This window comes from Alteromonas ulvae (assembly GCF_048987005.1).
In the GTDB taxonomy this organism is placed as follows: Bacteria; Pseudomonadota; Gammaproteobacteria; order Enterobacterales; family Alteromonadaceae; genus Alteromonas.
In genome coordinates this window covers 2,218,377-2,234,656 of sequence record NZ_CP185261.1, presented here as the reverse complement: position 1 = coordinate 2,234,656, position 16,280 = coordinate 2,218,377, and the positions used below count along the sequence as shown (strand labels likewise).

Sequence of the window (16,280 nt, the reverse complement as noted above, 5' to 3'; positions counted from 1 at the left end):
TTTACTATTATCTAAAAAACAGAGCGATAGAACATGAGCGCAATAATAACAGGACAAACGAAACGCACGTACCACGGCCAAATTTTCCAAAACAATCCGTGCTCAACGTTTTCGTTGCCCTCTTTAAGCTCAGCGAGTATGGCATCTCTGCGCCACACCCAACCGGCGAAAATACACAGCACTAAACCTAGCAGGGGCTGACTGTATTCTGTGGTTAACGCAATAACAAAACCAAACAACATATCGAAGTTAAAAATTATGATGCAGCTGAGAATAAAAATTAACCCAGCCATAAATACCACGGCCCTGCCACGCTGCAAACCTTTACTCTCAACCATGAACGCGACAGGCACTTCTAACATGGAAATAGAAGAGGTCACCGCCGCAATGGCCATTAGCGCAAAAAAAGTGAACGACACGAAAACACCCACAGTGCCAATAGTATCGAACAACGCGGGAAGTACTTTAAAAATAAGTGTGTCGCCTTGAATTAAGGCACCATCTGGAGTGAATATTTCTACGCCATTGTTCAACGCGACGTACATTGCAGGAATGATCAGCATACCGGCTATTACCGCTACACCAATATCGACCAGCGCCACTGAAGCACCAATTGTTGGCAGGTTCTCTTTTTTACTTAAGTATGAGCCATACACTAACATTGTGCCCACACCCAACGACATAGAGAAGAACGCTTGCCCCATTGCGTTAATTAACAAGTCAGGGTCGAGTACTCGTGAGAAATCAGGGACTAAATACGCACTCCATCCTTCTGCGGCGCCTGGCTGCAAGCTAACGTACACAATAAGCGCTAATATAAGAATCACCAAAGTAGGCATCAATCTTACTGACCATTTCTCAATACCGGCTTTAACACCACCGACTACGATAAATGCAGTTAACATCATGAATAAAGCGCAGAAAATAACGTTACGCGTAACGGAAGAAGTGAGCAGCCAATCGCTTGCAGACTGCAGTCCTACAAGTCTTACCGCTGAGTCAGCAAAGTAGACCAGCATCCAGCCACCTACAATGGCATAAAAGGCTAAAATGAGAGAAACAGTAACACAGCCCCAAATGCCGGTTGCCCTACCTGTAAAACTACCCGATATTTTGCCAAGCGCGTCGACCATATTTGAACGTGTACTGCGACCAATGATCAACTCGGCCATTAAGACAGGATAAGCAAGAACGAAAGCCAGTAATAAATAAACGAGTACAAATGCAGCACCTCCGTTACTTGCTACCTTCGTTGGGAAACCCCAGATATTCCCAAGTCCAACCGCTGAACCTGCAGCCGCCAGCACGAATCCTATCCGAGAGGAAAACTCGCCTCGTATCGCCATGTTAATCGCCTTTATTATTGTTGTAATATTTGTATAGACACAAAAAAAGGGCTGGCCATAGACCAGCCCTTTCCCGATAGCGCTTAATTTGTGGTGATAGCGTATCGGCCTGTTTCGATCATATCGAAAGTAATATTAGCCGCCTCGTCTAAAAACGGGTCTAACTCTTCCATATCTTCTGGAAGGTCATCAAGCGTCGTTACCGGCTCTAAGCCTAAGCGCAGCAGTCGTTCGTTAGCCCGTGCTAATGATTTTACCTCAGCTTCTTTTTTCTTGGCTTCTCTTTCAGCCTTTACCAGTGATATGAAATCTTTGTCCTTATTCTTTTTGTATTCCTCGATGTCATCATTGATGTATGAAAACTCGGGGTTTTGCAAAATTCGTTTGTTGTGCTTTGCCGATAGCACGTCTAACGCCGCTTGACCATCAGCAAACGTAGTATAATTAGCCCTGTTAATGCTATCCCATGGAAGCGCGTTATCAGCCTGACTTTCGCCCCACTCTGCAGGTTCGATTGCCGAGGGATACAAAATATCGGGAATAACACCTTTATGCTGTGTGCTGCCGCCATCAATTCGATAAAACTTAGCAATAGTAAACTGCACGCTGCCCAACGGGTTGTCATACAGGTCATATATTTTGCCCAAGCCGCGGTGTTGTTGGACGGTACCTTTACCAAAGGTTTGCTCACCAACGATCAATGCGCGATTGTAATCTTGCATTGCTGCGGCAAAAATTTCTGAGGCTGAAGCGCTGTAACGGTCAACGAGTACAGTTAACGGACCGTCGTAGGCCACTTTCCCATCGGTGTCGCGATTTACGCTAATCTTAGATTGTCCGTATCGAATTTGAACAACGGGACCTTTTTCAATGAACAGTCCTGACAGCAATGTTGCTTCCGTTAACGAGCCACCGCCATTACCCCGTAGGTCGACAATAATGCCTTTCACATTTTGTGACTTTAACTCTTCAAGTTCCTTTGCCACGTCAACACTTAGATTGTTATAAAAACTGGGAATGGTAATAACGCCTAAGGGCTGCCCTGAATGCGGTCCTTCATCAGGCACATACACTTCAGACTTTGCCGCTCTATCTTCCAGTTTTATCTTATCTCGAGTTAGCTTTACCACCGATGTCGTTTTTGATTCTGTTGCGCCCTTCTCAACTTGTAAGCGCACCATGCTACCTTTTGGTCCTTTAATCAATTCAACAACTTCGTCAAGTCTCCAACCAATAACGTCAACAAACTCTTCATCGTCTTGAGCAACACCAACAATTTTGTCTTCTGGCTTAATCGCACCAGATTGATCTGCTGGACCGCCAGGTACCACGCTTTTAATGATGGTGTAATCATCTTCGCTTTGTAGAACGGCGCCTATGCCTTCAAATGATAAATTCATTTCCATTTGGAAACGGTCTGCATTTCGAGGAGAAAGGTAGCTTGTATGTGCTTCGATAGTTCTTGCAAACGCGTTCATTGCAGTTTGAAAAACATCTTCGCTTTTCGCCTGCTTTGTGCGTTTTATTGCACGGGCATAACGCTTGGTAAGTAGCTCTTTCGCTTCTTCCCACGTTTTATCCGCCAATATCAGATTCAGCGCATCGTATTTAACTCGCTGACGCCAAATTTCGTCAAGCTCGGCAGTGTCTTTCGCCCAATCGGCGTCTTCTCTGTCGTAAAAGAACTTGTCATTTTCTTTAGCAAAATCAAAAGGCCCTTCGTCGAGCAATGCGAGTGCATATTCATAACGCTCGACCCTGCGCTTCGCAGTAACATTGTACATGTCATAAGCAATGGATAAATTACCTTTGCCCAACGCATCGTCAAACAAATCACGGTACTTTTCAAAGCTTACGACATCGTCTAATAAAAGCACTTGTTTGTTGTGGTCGAGTGATTCTATGAAACGCTGATAAACGCGGGCTGAAAGAAGATTATCCAACGAAATTTCTTTGTAGTGGGCGCGAGTGAATAATGCACTTACTCTTTTCGCCGCCACACTGTGCTGAGATTCCTGTTGAAGTATAGGAAGCTCATCAACATCTGGTGTTGACGTTACGGCACCAGCGCCGACGCCTACCGTCAAAAATGCGCTAGCAATAGAAATTCGAAGGATATCTTTCATATTTACGACCTCTTGGAACGTGCCAAACGTAAAGCATCTGCTTTTACTTTTACCACCATACCTGTATCAAGCTGAACGTGAATACCGTCTTTAGCAATCTCGGTGATAGCCGCTGGCATAGGTTCTTTACCCAACTTAACGGTAACGCGAGTGCCTTGCTTCATGTCTTCTTCAGTTAACTTAGCAGGTGGCGTAATATTTGGTCTGTTATTCTTCGGTTTAGTTCCGCGCTTTGCCTCAGGTTGCGCAGAATTAGCCGGTTTTTCGCCTTTAGGACGATTAAACTGACGCTTTTCTGAACGCTTAGGCTGCTGTGCTAGCTTTGCCTTACGTTTTTCTGCAGCCTTAGCTTTACTCTCTTCGAGTTGCTTTTGCGCGTGATCTGAATGCTCTTTCTCAATTGCTTCGCCCTTTTCACCATCAAGATCAACGCGGTGAGCGCCTTCTTTGATGCTGTATAGGTAGCGCCAGCTGTTGGTGTAATGACGAAGGGTTGAGCGCAATAGCGTTTTACTCACGCGCTCTTCATCGTCTAACCGTTGAGCAAGATCTTGAAAAATACCGATCTTAAGTGGGAGGGCCTCGCCTTCAATGCTAAAACATTTTGGGAAGGTCTCTGCAAGGAAAGCAATAACTTCCTTACTCGTAGTAAACTTCTCTGTTGATTCCATTAACTTTCTAAATTATTCAGGAGATTTCATCGTTATTTGCATCATCCCAAGTTGCCAGCGTGTGGTCAACCCAATCGAGCAATTCGTCGTCATCAATTTCTAATAAATGTGCATCTTGTTGCCAAGACTCCCAAGCGTAGTGCAAAATTTGCTCTAAACGCTGTGTTTCTATATCTTCTTCAGCAGCATCATATATCCCGTGAAGAATGAAGTTTAAACGTTCAGATGCTTCATCTGGGTCATCATGAACGTCTTCCATGTCCTCGAATGTAGATAATACTACATGAATATCGACGTTTGATTTCATAGTGCTTGCTGAGATTCAATCAATAAATTCGCAATTTCGACAAGGCCATCTTCATCATCTTGCGTGAAGCGAGCGTAATTTGGACTGTCTATATCCAATACACCAATTAATGCGTTGTTAACCACAATGGGGATAACAATTTCAGAGTTTGACGCCGCATCGCATGCTATGTGACCATCGAACCCGTGGACATCGTCAATTCGCTGAACCGTTTGTGTGGACGCACTGGTACCACACACGCCTTTTCCCATTGGAATTCGAATACAAGCAGGCTGACCTTGAAAAGGCCCAAGAACCAGCTGTTCGTCTTTGTACAGGTAAAAACCAGCCCAGTTTACATCCTCGAGGCCATTAAACAGCAGTGCACTTAAATTTGCCATATTGGCAATTAAGTCCTGCTCGCCCGATACCAAGCTTTTCGCTTGGCTTATTAGCTGGCTATATTGTTGTTGTTTCAAACGGTAACCCTGTTATTGATTAATGTTAAACGTCACATTCACACGGGCGTTCACGCTCTCTTGCCCTGGCAAAGACAGCGACATTTCTTTTGCAAACGCGTCGGCGCGCATGACTGGTAACGGCATATTGCCACCAGATTCAGATATTGCAACCACTTCACCCACTTCTACGCCCAATTCTTTTGCTAGCAGCTGTGCTCTATTCTTTGCATCAGCGACTGCTTCTATTAAGGCCTTTTGATAGGCAGAGGCCTCACCCATGGTGATAAAGTCGAACTGCTGGATACGATCAACACCTCTTTTAAGCACGCCATCAAGCACACGATCATAATTCTCTAAATCAGTCGAGGTAATGGCGATTTCTCTAGACAGTGTAAAACCATCTTGTTCTCTACCCTGCGGCGTATTGTTGTATCGGGGCGAAAGACGTACTTGCATACTTTGAATGTAACGCGCTTCGATACCTTCTTCTAATAAGAAACTAACAATAGAGGTTAAATCGTTTTCAAGCTGCCCATTGAGTTTGGTTACCGTTGTGCCTTGCTCTTCAACGATAAAGGTAACAGAGTAAGCATTAGGTGTCACATCAATGGCCCCTACCCCTTGTACACTAATTGTCCCTAATGACCTTTCATTGGCTTGCGATTCTTTTTCCTTAACAGCATCCTTGCTCGCCTCTGTATGTGCATAGCTTTGTGCAGTGTATAAAGGCGCGGTAAACACGGTAAGGAGTATAAGTGTCTTGGTAAATGTAAGCACGTTTTGCATATCAGTTCCTTTCATCGATATTAAGGTTAATTATAGCGCGTCCAGTCTATGCCATCCTATATGAACCCTGAGTGAACAAATAACAAGGCTTTGGTTTTAAAATAAAAAAGCTGGCGGCATATTTATTTATGCCTCCAGCTTTAGGTTAATTTCTAATTGTAACTTAGTATTTGTAATTTACTATTTGTAATGTAACTACTTAAGTACAGTCTTGAGCGACGCGATACAGTGATCGATGTTGCGCTGTTTACAGGCATACCCCATAAGACCGATACGCCATACTTTTCCAGCATGTTCTCCTAAACCAGCACCAATTTCTAAATTAAACTCATTGAGTAACTGACTGCGCACCGCGGCGTCATCAACACCATCGGGTATTTGTACAACGTTGAGCTGAGGCAATCTAAAATCGCTATTTACCGTAAGTTCTAAACCTATCTCTTCAAGGCCCTGTGCTAACTTTGCATGTCCGCTTGCGTGTCTCTCCCAAGCATTCTCAAGACCTTCCTCTTTAAGTACAAGAAGTGATTCGTACATCGCGTACATACTGTTGACCGGCGCGGTATGGTGGTAAGCACGTTTAGCGCCCTTGCCCCAATACCCTACGATCAAATTCATATCGAGAAACCAGCTTTGCACTTTCGTTTGTCTATTTTGAATCACTGAAACTGCTTTATCACTGAAGGACACTGGCGCTATACCGGGAACGCAACTGAGACACTTTTGCGAACCTGAATAGATGGCGTCTATTCCCCAGCCGTCCACATCAAGTTCGATACCGCCAAGAGAGGTAACAGCATCAACAATAGTTAAGCAATTGTGTTTCTGGGCAAGATCACAAATCAATTTGGCTTCGTTTCTAACCCCTGTTGAGGTTTCTGCATGGACAAATGCCACTACCTTTACATCGGGGTTGGCGTTCAGCGCATCTTCCACTGCATTAAGGTCGGTCTGCTCTCCCCACGTGTTGTGAATGGTAATGGCAGTGCCGCCGCAGCGTTCTACATTTTCAACCATGCGCAAACCGAAAACACCGTTAACACAAACAACAACTTTATCTCCCGGTTCAACAAGATTTACAAAGCATGCTTCCATGCCGGCAGAGCCAGGGGCAGATATTGGCATTGTTAGCGCATTTTCAGTTTTAAACGCGTATTGCAGTAAGTTTTTGGTTTCATCCATCAATTCAATGAACAAAGGGTCGAGATGCCCTAGTGTAGGACGCGCCATGGCATTAAGAATACGAGGGCTAACATCAGAGGGGCCGGGCCCCATTAACGTGCGCTCTGGTGGAATAAATGTTGATAATGATTTTGTAGATGGCTTTGTAAATGCTGTCATAGTAGCCCCCTCTTTTATTCAAAAAATAATTCATAGACACATACTACAAGGTTCGCCATGTGGTACAACCATCTGTATTCAACATAAATATTGTGAATAGAGTTTTAATTAAACATTTTCAAAACATAGAGAGTTTCAGCGTTAATTGAGAAAGAAGAACCTATTTTGCATTGGAAGAGGATACTGCACCTGATTCGCTGGTATTTAATGCTCCACTGAAAAAGTTTTGCACAGATTAACCGCGCGACCGCATGATGCTATTCTATAAGTTTTTGTAATTAAACATAAATAAAAATTTGACGCCTGACACAAAAAATTAATCGTCAATTTGTTTATAAAATATACAAAGCTATCCTATACTCATAAAGTATTAATACCTTATCTCCCCCTGTAAAAGTTAGCGCACGGCTCAGAGATGAGCCATTCCCCTAGCCCAGAACCGCTGTTCTGGGCGTTTTTTATTACGTCTTACCATCGGATCTACATGTCCTAGTCGAGTATATAAGCATGCTAAGAGTAACGGAATGAAGCTTACTTAAGGGCTGGAGATAAAGGGCTTCACAAATGAGCAAGGTTTTTTAGATAGTGTTGCGCATTAACTCGATAGTGCGCCGCGGAGGCTTCGAGCTTTGACATGACGCTCTCATCGAGTGTTTTCACCACTTTTCCAGGCGAACCGACTACCAAGCTAAAGTCTGGAATATCCATGTTCTCTGTTATTAGTGCGTTTGCCCCAATAATGCAATACTTTCCAATTTTCGCTCGATTTAACACTACTGCATTAATACCAATCAACGAATAATCACCAATGGTGCAACCATGAAGCATGACTTTGTGGCCAACGGTAACACCTGTGCCAAGAGTAAGGGGAACGCCAGCATCGGTGTGCAGGACACTACCATCTTGGATATTGGTATCTTTTCCTACCGTAATAGTATCCATATCGCCACGAATAACCGCGTTAAACCACACGCTACATCCCTGCTGAAGGTTCACGTTACCGATAACATGGGCACCGGGTGCGATATACGCACTTTCGTCTACCGTTGGCGATAGTTCTCCTAATGAATATTGCATTCTGTTTTCCTTTTAATGTCTTTTAAATGCGTTTTTAAAAGCTCAACAGGTTTCTGATCGGAACCCTGTTCCGCGGCTCTTGTATCGGATCACTGATAGACGATACGCACTAATAGGTTAATAGTGACTTTACTTATTACTATGCCAAATTACGCATCCACCTGACGCATCAACCCTTCCTGAGATGTTGAGGCGACAAGCTCGCCTTGCTGAGTAAATATTTGACCTCTCACCAAACCACGAGCCCCGCCACTGAAAGGGCTGTCCATAGCATAAAGTAGCCATTCATTTAAGTTCACAGGACGATGGAACCACATTGCATGATCTATGGTTGCCATTCGCAATGATTTGTCGGTTACCGCGACGCCATGTGGTTGTAGTGACGTACTTAAAAAGTGGTAGTCTGACGCGTAAGCAACAGCAGCTTGATGAACGGACAAAGGCCCAGTAAGTGGATCTCTCGCCTTCATCCATATGTAGCGCGTTGGTTCACGCTTCACCGGTTGATAAGAATTGGCCGCATTAATGGTGCGTATATCGACTGGCTTGTGATAGCTCAGGGCTTCTCTCATTGGCCGAGCTATTTTACTAAAATTCTCTTGGTAAAAATCGATGTCAGACTGCACCTCTTCAGGTGGCGGTACGTCAGGCATTTCGGGCGCCTGATGGTGCATGCCTTCTTGCGGTACTTGAAATGACGCCGTCATATAAAAAATATTTCGACCGTCTTGTATAGCCTTCACCCTTCTCGCGGAAAAGCTACGACCATCACGCACAATTTCAACATCATACACTACCGGTTTTTTCGCATCACCAGGTAATAAGAAATAGGTATGAAATGAATGGGCAACACGCTCCTTATCAACAGTTTCATAGGCTGCTGCAAGAGCTTGGCCAAGCACCTGCCCGCCAAAAAGTGCTCTAAACCCTAGGTCCCAGCTTTGTCCTCGGTAAAGGCCTGCTTCTACAGTTTCTAACTCAAATAGCGAGGATAGTTTTATGTCAGACATGGTTTTCTTTCTCTTGATGTAATGCTTTGGGATTTCTTGGATAATACTTCTCGGGCAACGAAGCCTTGTGCTCAAAAAAGCGTGTATCTTTGTAGGGTAACTTCATAAACCCTGAAATACCTAACCCTTTTATCAGCGGTATTTGCGCCACTAGACTGTCAAGAAGCGCCTTAAACGTCTCTTCTTGACTGTGATCGAGCAGCGTATAGTAATTATGAATTTTTAGATGCATGGGCAAGGCTTCAAAGATAATACATCCCGTATGATGAATCGCATTGAGAGCCTTGATAGTGTCGATGATGGTTTCAGGAAGCTTAAGCAACTCATCGGGATCATCGCCATCTTCGAAATAAGAGTGAGTTCTACTGTCGTCTTTTGACAATGACACTTTTGATAACTCGTACGGAATGTGTAGCGCCTTTGACGGAATAAAGTCTTGTTGCTCATTTTCACGTTCAATGTGTACGGTGTTTTTCGCATTGAACATACAGCATTTAAATACTGCTGGCTTGTGAATGGCCCTCGCTAGCGTAATCACGTTATTGACGGCCTGTTCAAAAGCACGGCGTAAGCTTGGGTCGTGCAGGTTTAAACTAGAGTCCACATAGATACCCTCTGGCTCCCATCTAACCGCCATTCCCCCAACCACGGGGTAGCGGCCTAAGCGGCTGATAGCAGAGACAAACGCTTTTTCCGTATCGCCCATACCTTGAAGGTAATTTTTGTAATATCGGTCAAACTGGGCGTCATCAATATACCGTAACTCTTCACTTTCAAGTGCCGCTTGCTGCCGAAGATACGATTTTCTTGAGCTGTATACCACCGTCTCAATATCTTGGCTCGTTTGGTGAACCCAGGTTGGAATAAGCGGTGTGTAAGCAGTGTCTTTATCTTGTGAAAACACCATGTTTTTCAGCACATGAAGATGCTTAAAAAAGTAATCTCCCCCCTGCCTTCTTTTTATCGCGTCTTCATCAAGCATGTAGGTGAGTATATTAGCCAGCATTTTAGGCAAGCCTAACGATGAAGGTGTAATGACTTTACTGCCATAACGACAAGATTGGCCAGATGCCAGTGCATATAGCGTACTGGCTAGTCCCTGCTCATCAAAGCGCGGGGTGGATAAAGCGCCGTTAAGTTGCTCTTCACCGATAAAATACACATCGCCAAGACGGGCGTTAGTTTGTTGAAGCTCCCCCGACATTAGATCCATCACGTTATTGGTTATAAATTGCCCTGATGCGTCAGTTTGGGCGAACACCGAAGAGCCCCAATCGATAAGACCAATACACTCGTTTTCGGCGTCCCATACCAAGTTTGACGGCTTAATGTCGCCATGTACGATGGGTTTTTCCAGCCCCTTGTCGACGAAGTGTCTAAAATGAAACAGTAGCTGACCAACCTGCACTGCAATTTTGACAATTACGCGCGGCGGTAGAGGGCCTAATCGAAGGCTCACCTTCTCAAGGTCTTCTCCTGGTGCTTGGGCCATGACCAGAATGGACTGTTTCTTAATTTGCTGGTATTCAATAAAGCGAGGGACATATTCATGCTTTACATGAGACAGCATGAACGCTTCTTCTTCTAAACGCTCTCGAATGTGTTGGGGAAGCGTGATACGGGAGAATTTAAATACACGTTGTTCACCACTGGGCGATGTACCAGAAAATGCGAAACCAAAGGCACCTTTTCCTAGCAGTTCAATATTGATATAACCTAGGCTCTTAAGCTCGGCCATACACAGACTCACCCAATCTTTTAACTTTTTAGCGTCTGCGTGGGACAGCAAGTAAATAGACTGCTCGTCGGGTATATAAAAGTGCTTAAGACCTTTGAGTTGAGACATGGTTAATTATCTTCGTTAACCCAAACAAGTCTACATGTGCTGCTTTCACCAATGTAATCTGTTACCTCACTCATAGCTGCACTCAGTGTGGTATCAAGCTGCCAGGGTGGGTTTATCACCATAACCCCAGAACCGTACATACCTGCATCGTAGGTGTTTTCAGCTACCTGCATTTCGGCTTTAAAACAGGGCGCCCCCAATGCACTGAGTGCTTCGCACATACCTTCACTGGCACCGTGCTTTGCCCCTGCACGCTCAGACAGTAACGGATACCACACCACTATTTGGGCTTGTTGCCATCGCTTTAAAACGGCCTCGATACCACTTACCACATCGTCATATTCGTTGGCTCTCTCATAAGGCGGGTCTATTAATATCGCCCCTCTGTTTGGCTTTGGAGGGGTAAGCGCGATTAGGCCTTCAAACCCATCTCGCTTATGACAGTGAGAGTGTTGCCCAGCATAAGCAGAAAAATTGGCCTCAAGCTTGGCATACTCCCCAGGATGAAGTTCCATAGCATGAAGAACGTCCTGTTCCCGTTTTAATTCAGCGCTAATGACGGGAGAGCCTGGGTAGGCATCTTTGTCTACAAATCGTTGGCATAGCGTAATGTAATCGTTAAGTAGTTCACCGTTTGCTGACACATTACGCAAATTCGACACGCCAGTCTCGTATTCTTTATTTTTTGCAGATAGCGAGTCGGTAAAGTCATATAAACCGGCACCTGCATGGGAATCATAAAGGGTAAAGGGCTTGTCTTTTTTCTTAAGCGCTTTGATTACGCCTAGCCAACACAAGTGTTTAATAACGTCGGCGTGGTTGCCCGCGTGAAATGCATGTTGATAACTTAACACAAAACCTCTACATCAATTTTGATAACCTTGTTATGCCATAATAACCTCTCGTGTTAACCGAGTACATTCCTAAGCTGAAGGGGACAATAAAAAAGACTTTAAAAAAGGAAAGTAAAAAACAATACAAACAACCAGACTGAAAAAGGGCTAATTGACGAATCAATTAGCCCTTTCGAGGCACTATTTTTTTAAAACGCTTAGTTTAATCGCGCTGTCTTGGCCCTTTCAAACAATGCCTATTTCAAGTGCATGAGCATTTTTTCAGGAGAACTAAGGTAGCTCATCCATAGGTTATTAAAACGAACCATGGTTGCGCCATCAATTATGCGATGATCTCCAGACCAATTAACCGCCATAATATGCTGAGCAATCACGTTATCGTCGGCATCAAACCGTGGCAATTTTTGTGTTTTGCCCAAGGCTACAATGGCGGCTTCCGGTTTGTTAATCACAGGAGTCGCTGTGATCCCACCAATCGCACCGATATTTGAGATACTGATGGTGCCTCCTTTAAGGTGCTCACCGGATACTCGCCCTGCTCTTGCTTGGTCAATAATATCCTGCATTTGCTCGGCAATATCGAGTAGCGACAGATGCTGAACCCCTTTAATATTGGGCACTAACAACCCTATTTTAGAATCCACCGCGAATCCAACATTGTGATCTTCGAAGTAGGTGAGCTCAGTACCTTCATCATTGAGCTGACTGTTGATGACTGGGAACTCGGTAAGCGCTAGCGACATGGCCTTGACGAAAAACGGCATGAAGCTAAGTTTAACCTCTTTCTTCTCAAACTCGGGTTTGAGATTTTTGCGAAGTGCAATGAGATTATCCATTACTACCTCATCACTTACCGTAAAGTGCGGGATGGTATATACAGAGGCAGCCATTTGTTTAGCCATTGCTGCTTGAATACCGCGCACTTTTTCCACGCGAGTTGTGCCGGCGGAAACGCTATGAGTTGCGCTAGTTGTAGCCTGTTTTGCCGGCGCTGGTGTAGATGTAGTTGCTTCACTAGACACAGATTGGCCTGGCACAGAAGCAGACGCAAGAACGTCAGATTTTAAAATACGCCCTTTTTTCCCCGAACCCGATACATTGAGCAAATCAATATCGTTTTCTCTTGCGATCCGACGTACCGCTGGGCTCGCTAGTACTTTGCCAGGGATAGAAATAGGTGGTTCAAAATCACCGTCTTTCCACTTGGAATTGTTTTCTCGCACGACTGCTTTACTGCTGCTTTGTGCGTTCGCACTCGAAGACAACGGGTTAGCGCTAGGTGCGCTATTAGATGAGAATGCGTTGGATTCGGCGGGAGCTTGTTCTTTAACGCTGTTTTCTTTAGCACTATCTCCTTTACGCCCCTGGCCTTCAGCGCCTTCAACAGAAAGCGCGAAAAGTGGGCTGTGTACTTCAGCAATTTCGCCCTGTGCATAATAAAGCTTGTGAACAATACCCGCATTTTTGGCAGGAATTTCCACTACCGCTTTATCGGTCATCACCTCAACAACCGCCTGATCTTCTTCAATGCTGTCGCCTTCTTGCACATTCCATTTAACAATTTCACATTCAACAATCCCCTCACCAATATCGGGAAGAATAAAGTCTTCGATGGTCGATGCATTAGATGACACATCTGAAGTTGTTGAATTGCTATTGTAAGTCTGAGACGCGATTGGTTCAGCGTTATCTGTTTCAGCTGCTTCTGTAATGGGCGCTTCACCTTCAGAAACGTCTGGCTTCATGGAGAATAGCGGCTCGTGCACTTTTGCTATTTCGCCAACGGCATAGTGTAACTTCTCCACCACGCCAGCGTGCATAGCAGGAATTTGCACCGTTGCCTTATCCGTCATGACTTCTGCTACCGGCTGGTCTTCTTCAATGTGTTCGCCTTCACTCACCAACCACTCCAACAATTCGCATTCAACGATGCCTTCACCAATGTCGGGTAAAATAAATTCAATTGTCATTGCTACTTCTCCCGTCATTAATAATGAAGCGTACGCTTGATAGCTTCGTACGTTTTAGTTTCGTCTGGCATATATTCTTTTTCATGCGCAAGTGGATACGGCGTATCTAAACCACACACTCGTGTAATGGGCGCTTCAAGATATAAAAAGCATCGCTCTTGAATACTTGCTGCAATTTCACTGGCAAAACCGCCAGTGAGTGGTGCTTCGTGGTTAATCAGTAAACGTCCCGTTTTCATCACCGACTGCATGACGGTTTCCACATCCCAGGGCAATATGCTTCTTAAGTCTACAATTTCACATGACACACCATCTTCAAGTGCCATATCTGCCGCTTTTTGCAAAATCTCTATCTGCGCACCCCATCCTAGCAACGTAATGTCGTTACCTTCTTGCACAATATCGGCTTTACCCAGAGGCAGTTCATAATCTTCTTCAGGCACATCGGCCACAGACGCTCTGTAAAGGCGCTTAGGCTCCATAAACAGAACCGGGTTTTTATCCCTTATCGAGGCAAGCAGTAACCCTTTTGCATGGTATGGGTCTCTCGGTACCACTATTTTTAGGCCTGGGCAGTGGGCAAAAAACGCTTCCGGAGATTGGCTATGATACAGGCCGCCTGCAATGCCGCCGCCGTAGGGAGTGCGAATGGTCAATGAACCAACATCGAACTGGCTACCTGAACGATATCGCCATTTTGCGGTTTCATTTACAATTTGATCAAATGCAGGGAATATATAATCACCGAATTGAATTTCTGCTACCGGCACTGAGCCTTGCGAAGCTAATCCATTGGCAAAACCAATAATGCCTTGCTCGGTTAATGGCGTGTTAAAGCATCTACCTTTGCCGAACTTTTCTTGTAAGTGGCTTGTCGCACGAAAAACACCGCCAAAGTGGCCAACATCTTCACCAAACACCATTACTTTTTCGTCTTCGGTCATGGCAGTAATGAGGGCGTTATTGATTGCTTGTAGTAAATTCATTTTAGCCATTACTTCACTCTCCCCGCTGTTTTAGGGTATCTCTGAGGGTATTTCTTTATGTGTGCCTTTAATGAGGCTAACTGTTCTTTCAGATGCCAAGGTGGGGTGTCGTATACATCTTCGATGATGTCGTCGATATCACATACCTCTGTTTTTTCACAGGCTTTCATGGCTGCCAGCACGTCTTGTCTCGCTTTTTCCACTCGCTTGTCATTTTCTTTCTCATCAAACCATCCCTTTCCTTCAAGCCACTTGGCCATTCGGGTAATTGGATCTTTGGCGCGCCATTTATCTTCTTCGTCTCTTGAGCGATAACCCGTTGGGTCGTCAGACGTAGAGTGTGCAGCAAGGCGGTACGTCATTGCCTCAATGAGCACTGGACACTTTTCGGCAATTGCGAGGGCCCTGGCTTCTTTCGTTGCAGCGTATACTGCCAGCGGGTCGTTACCATCAACGCGGATAGTTTTAATACCGTAACCAAGACCGCGAGACGCTATGCCGTCACCAGCAAACTGCTCTTCAGCGGGTGTTGAAATGGCATACCCATTGTTACGGCAGAAAAATATCACTGGGCAGTTCAACACCGCGGCCATGTTCAAACCGGCATGAAAATCACCTTCTGATGCAGCACCTTCACCAAAATAGCAAATGGTAACCACATCTTTACCTGACATTTTCTGGCCATAAGCATACCCGGATGCTTGTGGTATCTGAGTACCGAGGGGTGATGAAATGGTCATAAAGTTCAGCGCTTTGTCGCCGTAATGAATAGGCATTTGGCGACCTTTATTCGGATCGTCTTTATTACTGAACATCTGATTCATAAACTGATTAGTCGTGTAGCCGCGATAGGCTAATGCGCCCTGCTCTCTGTACTGCGACATTATCATGTCGTCTGGCGAGAGCGCGGCTGCACTCGCTACCGATGCAGCCTCCTCGCCGGTACTGGCAAGATAAAAACTAATCCGACCTTGGCGCTGCGCGCCTACCATTCGTTCATCAAGGACCCGAATGTATTCCATCGTGTCATAGATCTTAAGAGATTCTTCTTTTGTCAGTGTTGGTTCGACAGCGCCATCAATGACGCTTCCCTCAGCAGATAAAATCTGGAGCATTGGAATATCTACCACACCGTTTGTTATTATTTGAACCTTGGATACGGTTTTTACATTTGCGAGATGATTTCTATCTTTCACAATTTTTCCTCTTACCATTTGAGGGCTAATAGCAATGTCTATCGTTGTAGAAGATGGTAGTAGAAACAATGAGGAAGTGTCTTCCTTATTAGAAATGAAATTGTTTGCAAGATGACGAAACTGCACCACTAAACCCGCTCACACTAGGATAATCATCCTACAAAGGTAAAATCGTTGTAAAATTTGTGACATTAATGAGAAATATAATTCTATTTAATGAACACTTTGACATCGATGAAAAACATTATTTCTTACAAAAAGTGTAATAAAGTTACGAAAACTGCGTAATTTAGTGCATCTTCTTCGCAAATTTACTTTGTTTTC

At 44.6% G+C, this 16,280-nt stretch carries 14 protein-coding genes; all 14 read right to left on the bottom strand.

The genetic code is table 11. The features are described from left to right. Nucleotides 1-11: 11 nt before the first annotated feature. The gene (locus tag ACOJR9_RS09740; protein ID WP_420932814.1) at nt 12-1,346 is read right to left on the bottom strand and encodes a sodium-dependent transporter; all 1,335 of its coding nucleotides are present in this window, start codon (nt 1,344-1,346) and stop codon (nt 12-14) included. A gap of 83 nt (nt 1,347-1,429) precedes the next feature. Further along, complete coding sequence (prc, locus tag ACOJR9_RS09735; protein WP_420932813.1) at nt 1,430-3,472, bottom strand: carboxy terminal-processing peptidase; 2,043 nt, start codon at nt 3,470-3,472, stop codon at nt 1,430-1,432. Nucleotides 3,473-3,474: 2 nt separating this feature from the next. Next, nucleotides 3,475-4,143, bottom strand: coding sequence for an RNA chaperone ProQ (proQ, locus tag ACOJR9_RS09730; protein WP_420932812.1), 669 nt, complete (start codon nt 4,141-4,143; stop codon nt 3,475-3,477). Between the two features lie 16 nt (nt 4,144-4,159). Then, entirely contained in the window at nt 4,160-4,450 is a 291-nt protein-coding gene (locus ACOJR9_RS09725; RefSeq protein WP_032094124.1) for a hypothetical protein, read from the bottom strand. Beyond that, nucleotides 4,447-4,908 (bottom strand): GAF domain-containing protein, encoded by a 462-nt coding sequence (locus ACOJR9_RS09720; protein ID WP_420932811.1) that lies wholly within the window; start codon nt 4,906-4,908, stop codon nt 4,447-4,449. Before ACOJR9_RS09720 ends, ACOJR9_RS09725 begins: the two co-directional genes overlap by 4 nt. 12 nt (nt 4,909-4,920) lie before the next feature. Beyond that, nucleotides 4,921-5,676, bottom strand: a complete 756-nt coding sequence (locus ACOJR9_RS09715) for an SIMPL domain-containing protein (protein ID WP_420932810.1) — start codon at nt 5,674-5,676, stop codon at nt 4,921-4,923. Nucleotides 5,677-5,871: 195 nt separating this feature from the next. Then, nucleotides 5,872-6,951 carry a pyridoxal-phosphate-dependent aminotransferase family protein gene (locus tag ACOJR9_RS09710; RefSeq protein ID WP_420936098.1) on the bottom strand — a complete coding sequence of 360 codons (1,080 nt, stop codon included), beginning with the start codon at nt 6,949-6,951 and terminating at the stop codon, nt 5,872-5,874. 624 nt (nt 6,952-7,575) lie between these two features. After that, a complete protein-coding gene (locus tag ACOJR9_RS09705; protein ID WP_420932809.1) occupies nt 7,576-8,094 on the bottom strand; it encodes a gamma carbonic anhydrase family protein in 519 nt (172 codons plus the stop codon). Between the two features lie 149 nt (nt 8,095-8,243). After that, nucleotides 8,244-9,104: an acyl-CoA thioesterase domain-containing protein gene (locus tag ACOJR9_RS09700; RefSeq protein ID WP_420932808.1), complete on the bottom strand. Its 861-nt coding sequence runs from the start codon at nt 9,102-9,104 to the stop codon at nt 8,244-8,246. After that, nucleotides 9,097-10,950: a protein kinase domain-containing protein gene (locus ACOJR9_RS09695; RefSeq protein WP_420932807.1), complete on the bottom strand. Its 1,854-nt coding sequence runs from the start codon at nt 10,948-10,950 to the stop codon at nt 9,097-9,099. The genes ACOJR9_RS09700 and ACOJR9_RS09695 overlap by 8 nt, the downstream gene beginning before the upstream one ends. 2 nt (nt 10,951-10,952) lie before the next feature. After that, nucleotides 10,953-11,804 (bottom strand): 23S rRNA (adenine(2030)-N(6))-methyltransferase RlmJ, encoded by an 852-nt coding sequence (locus ACOJR9_RS09690; protein WP_420932806.1) that lies wholly within the window; start codon nt 11,802-11,804, stop codon nt 10,953-10,955. Nucleotides 11,805-12,040: 236 nt separating this feature from the next. Further along, on the bottom strand, nt 12,041-13,774 hold the full coding sequence (locus tag ACOJR9_RS09685) for a dihydrolipoyllysine-residue acetyltransferase (protein ID WP_420932805.1): 1,734 nt from the start codon (nt 13,772-13,774) through the stop codon (nt 12,041-12,043). A 17-nt stretch (nt 13,775-13,791) separates the two neighbouring features. Then, a complete protein-coding gene (locus tag ACOJR9_RS09680; protein WP_420932804.1) occupies nt 13,792-14,769 on the bottom strand; it encodes an alpha-ketoacid dehydrogenase subunit beta in 978 nt (325 codons plus the stop codon). Beyond that, on the bottom strand, nt 14,769-15,956 hold the full coding sequence (locus tag ACOJR9_RS09675) for a thiamine pyrophosphate-dependent dehydrogenase E1 component subunit alpha (RefSeq protein WP_420932803.1): 1,188 nt from the start codon (nt 15,954-15,956) through the stop codon (nt 14,769-14,771). The genes ACOJR9_RS09680 and ACOJR9_RS09675 overlap by 1 nt, the downstream gene beginning before the upstream one ends. Between the last annotated feature and the right edge of the window lie 324 nt (nt 15,957-16,280).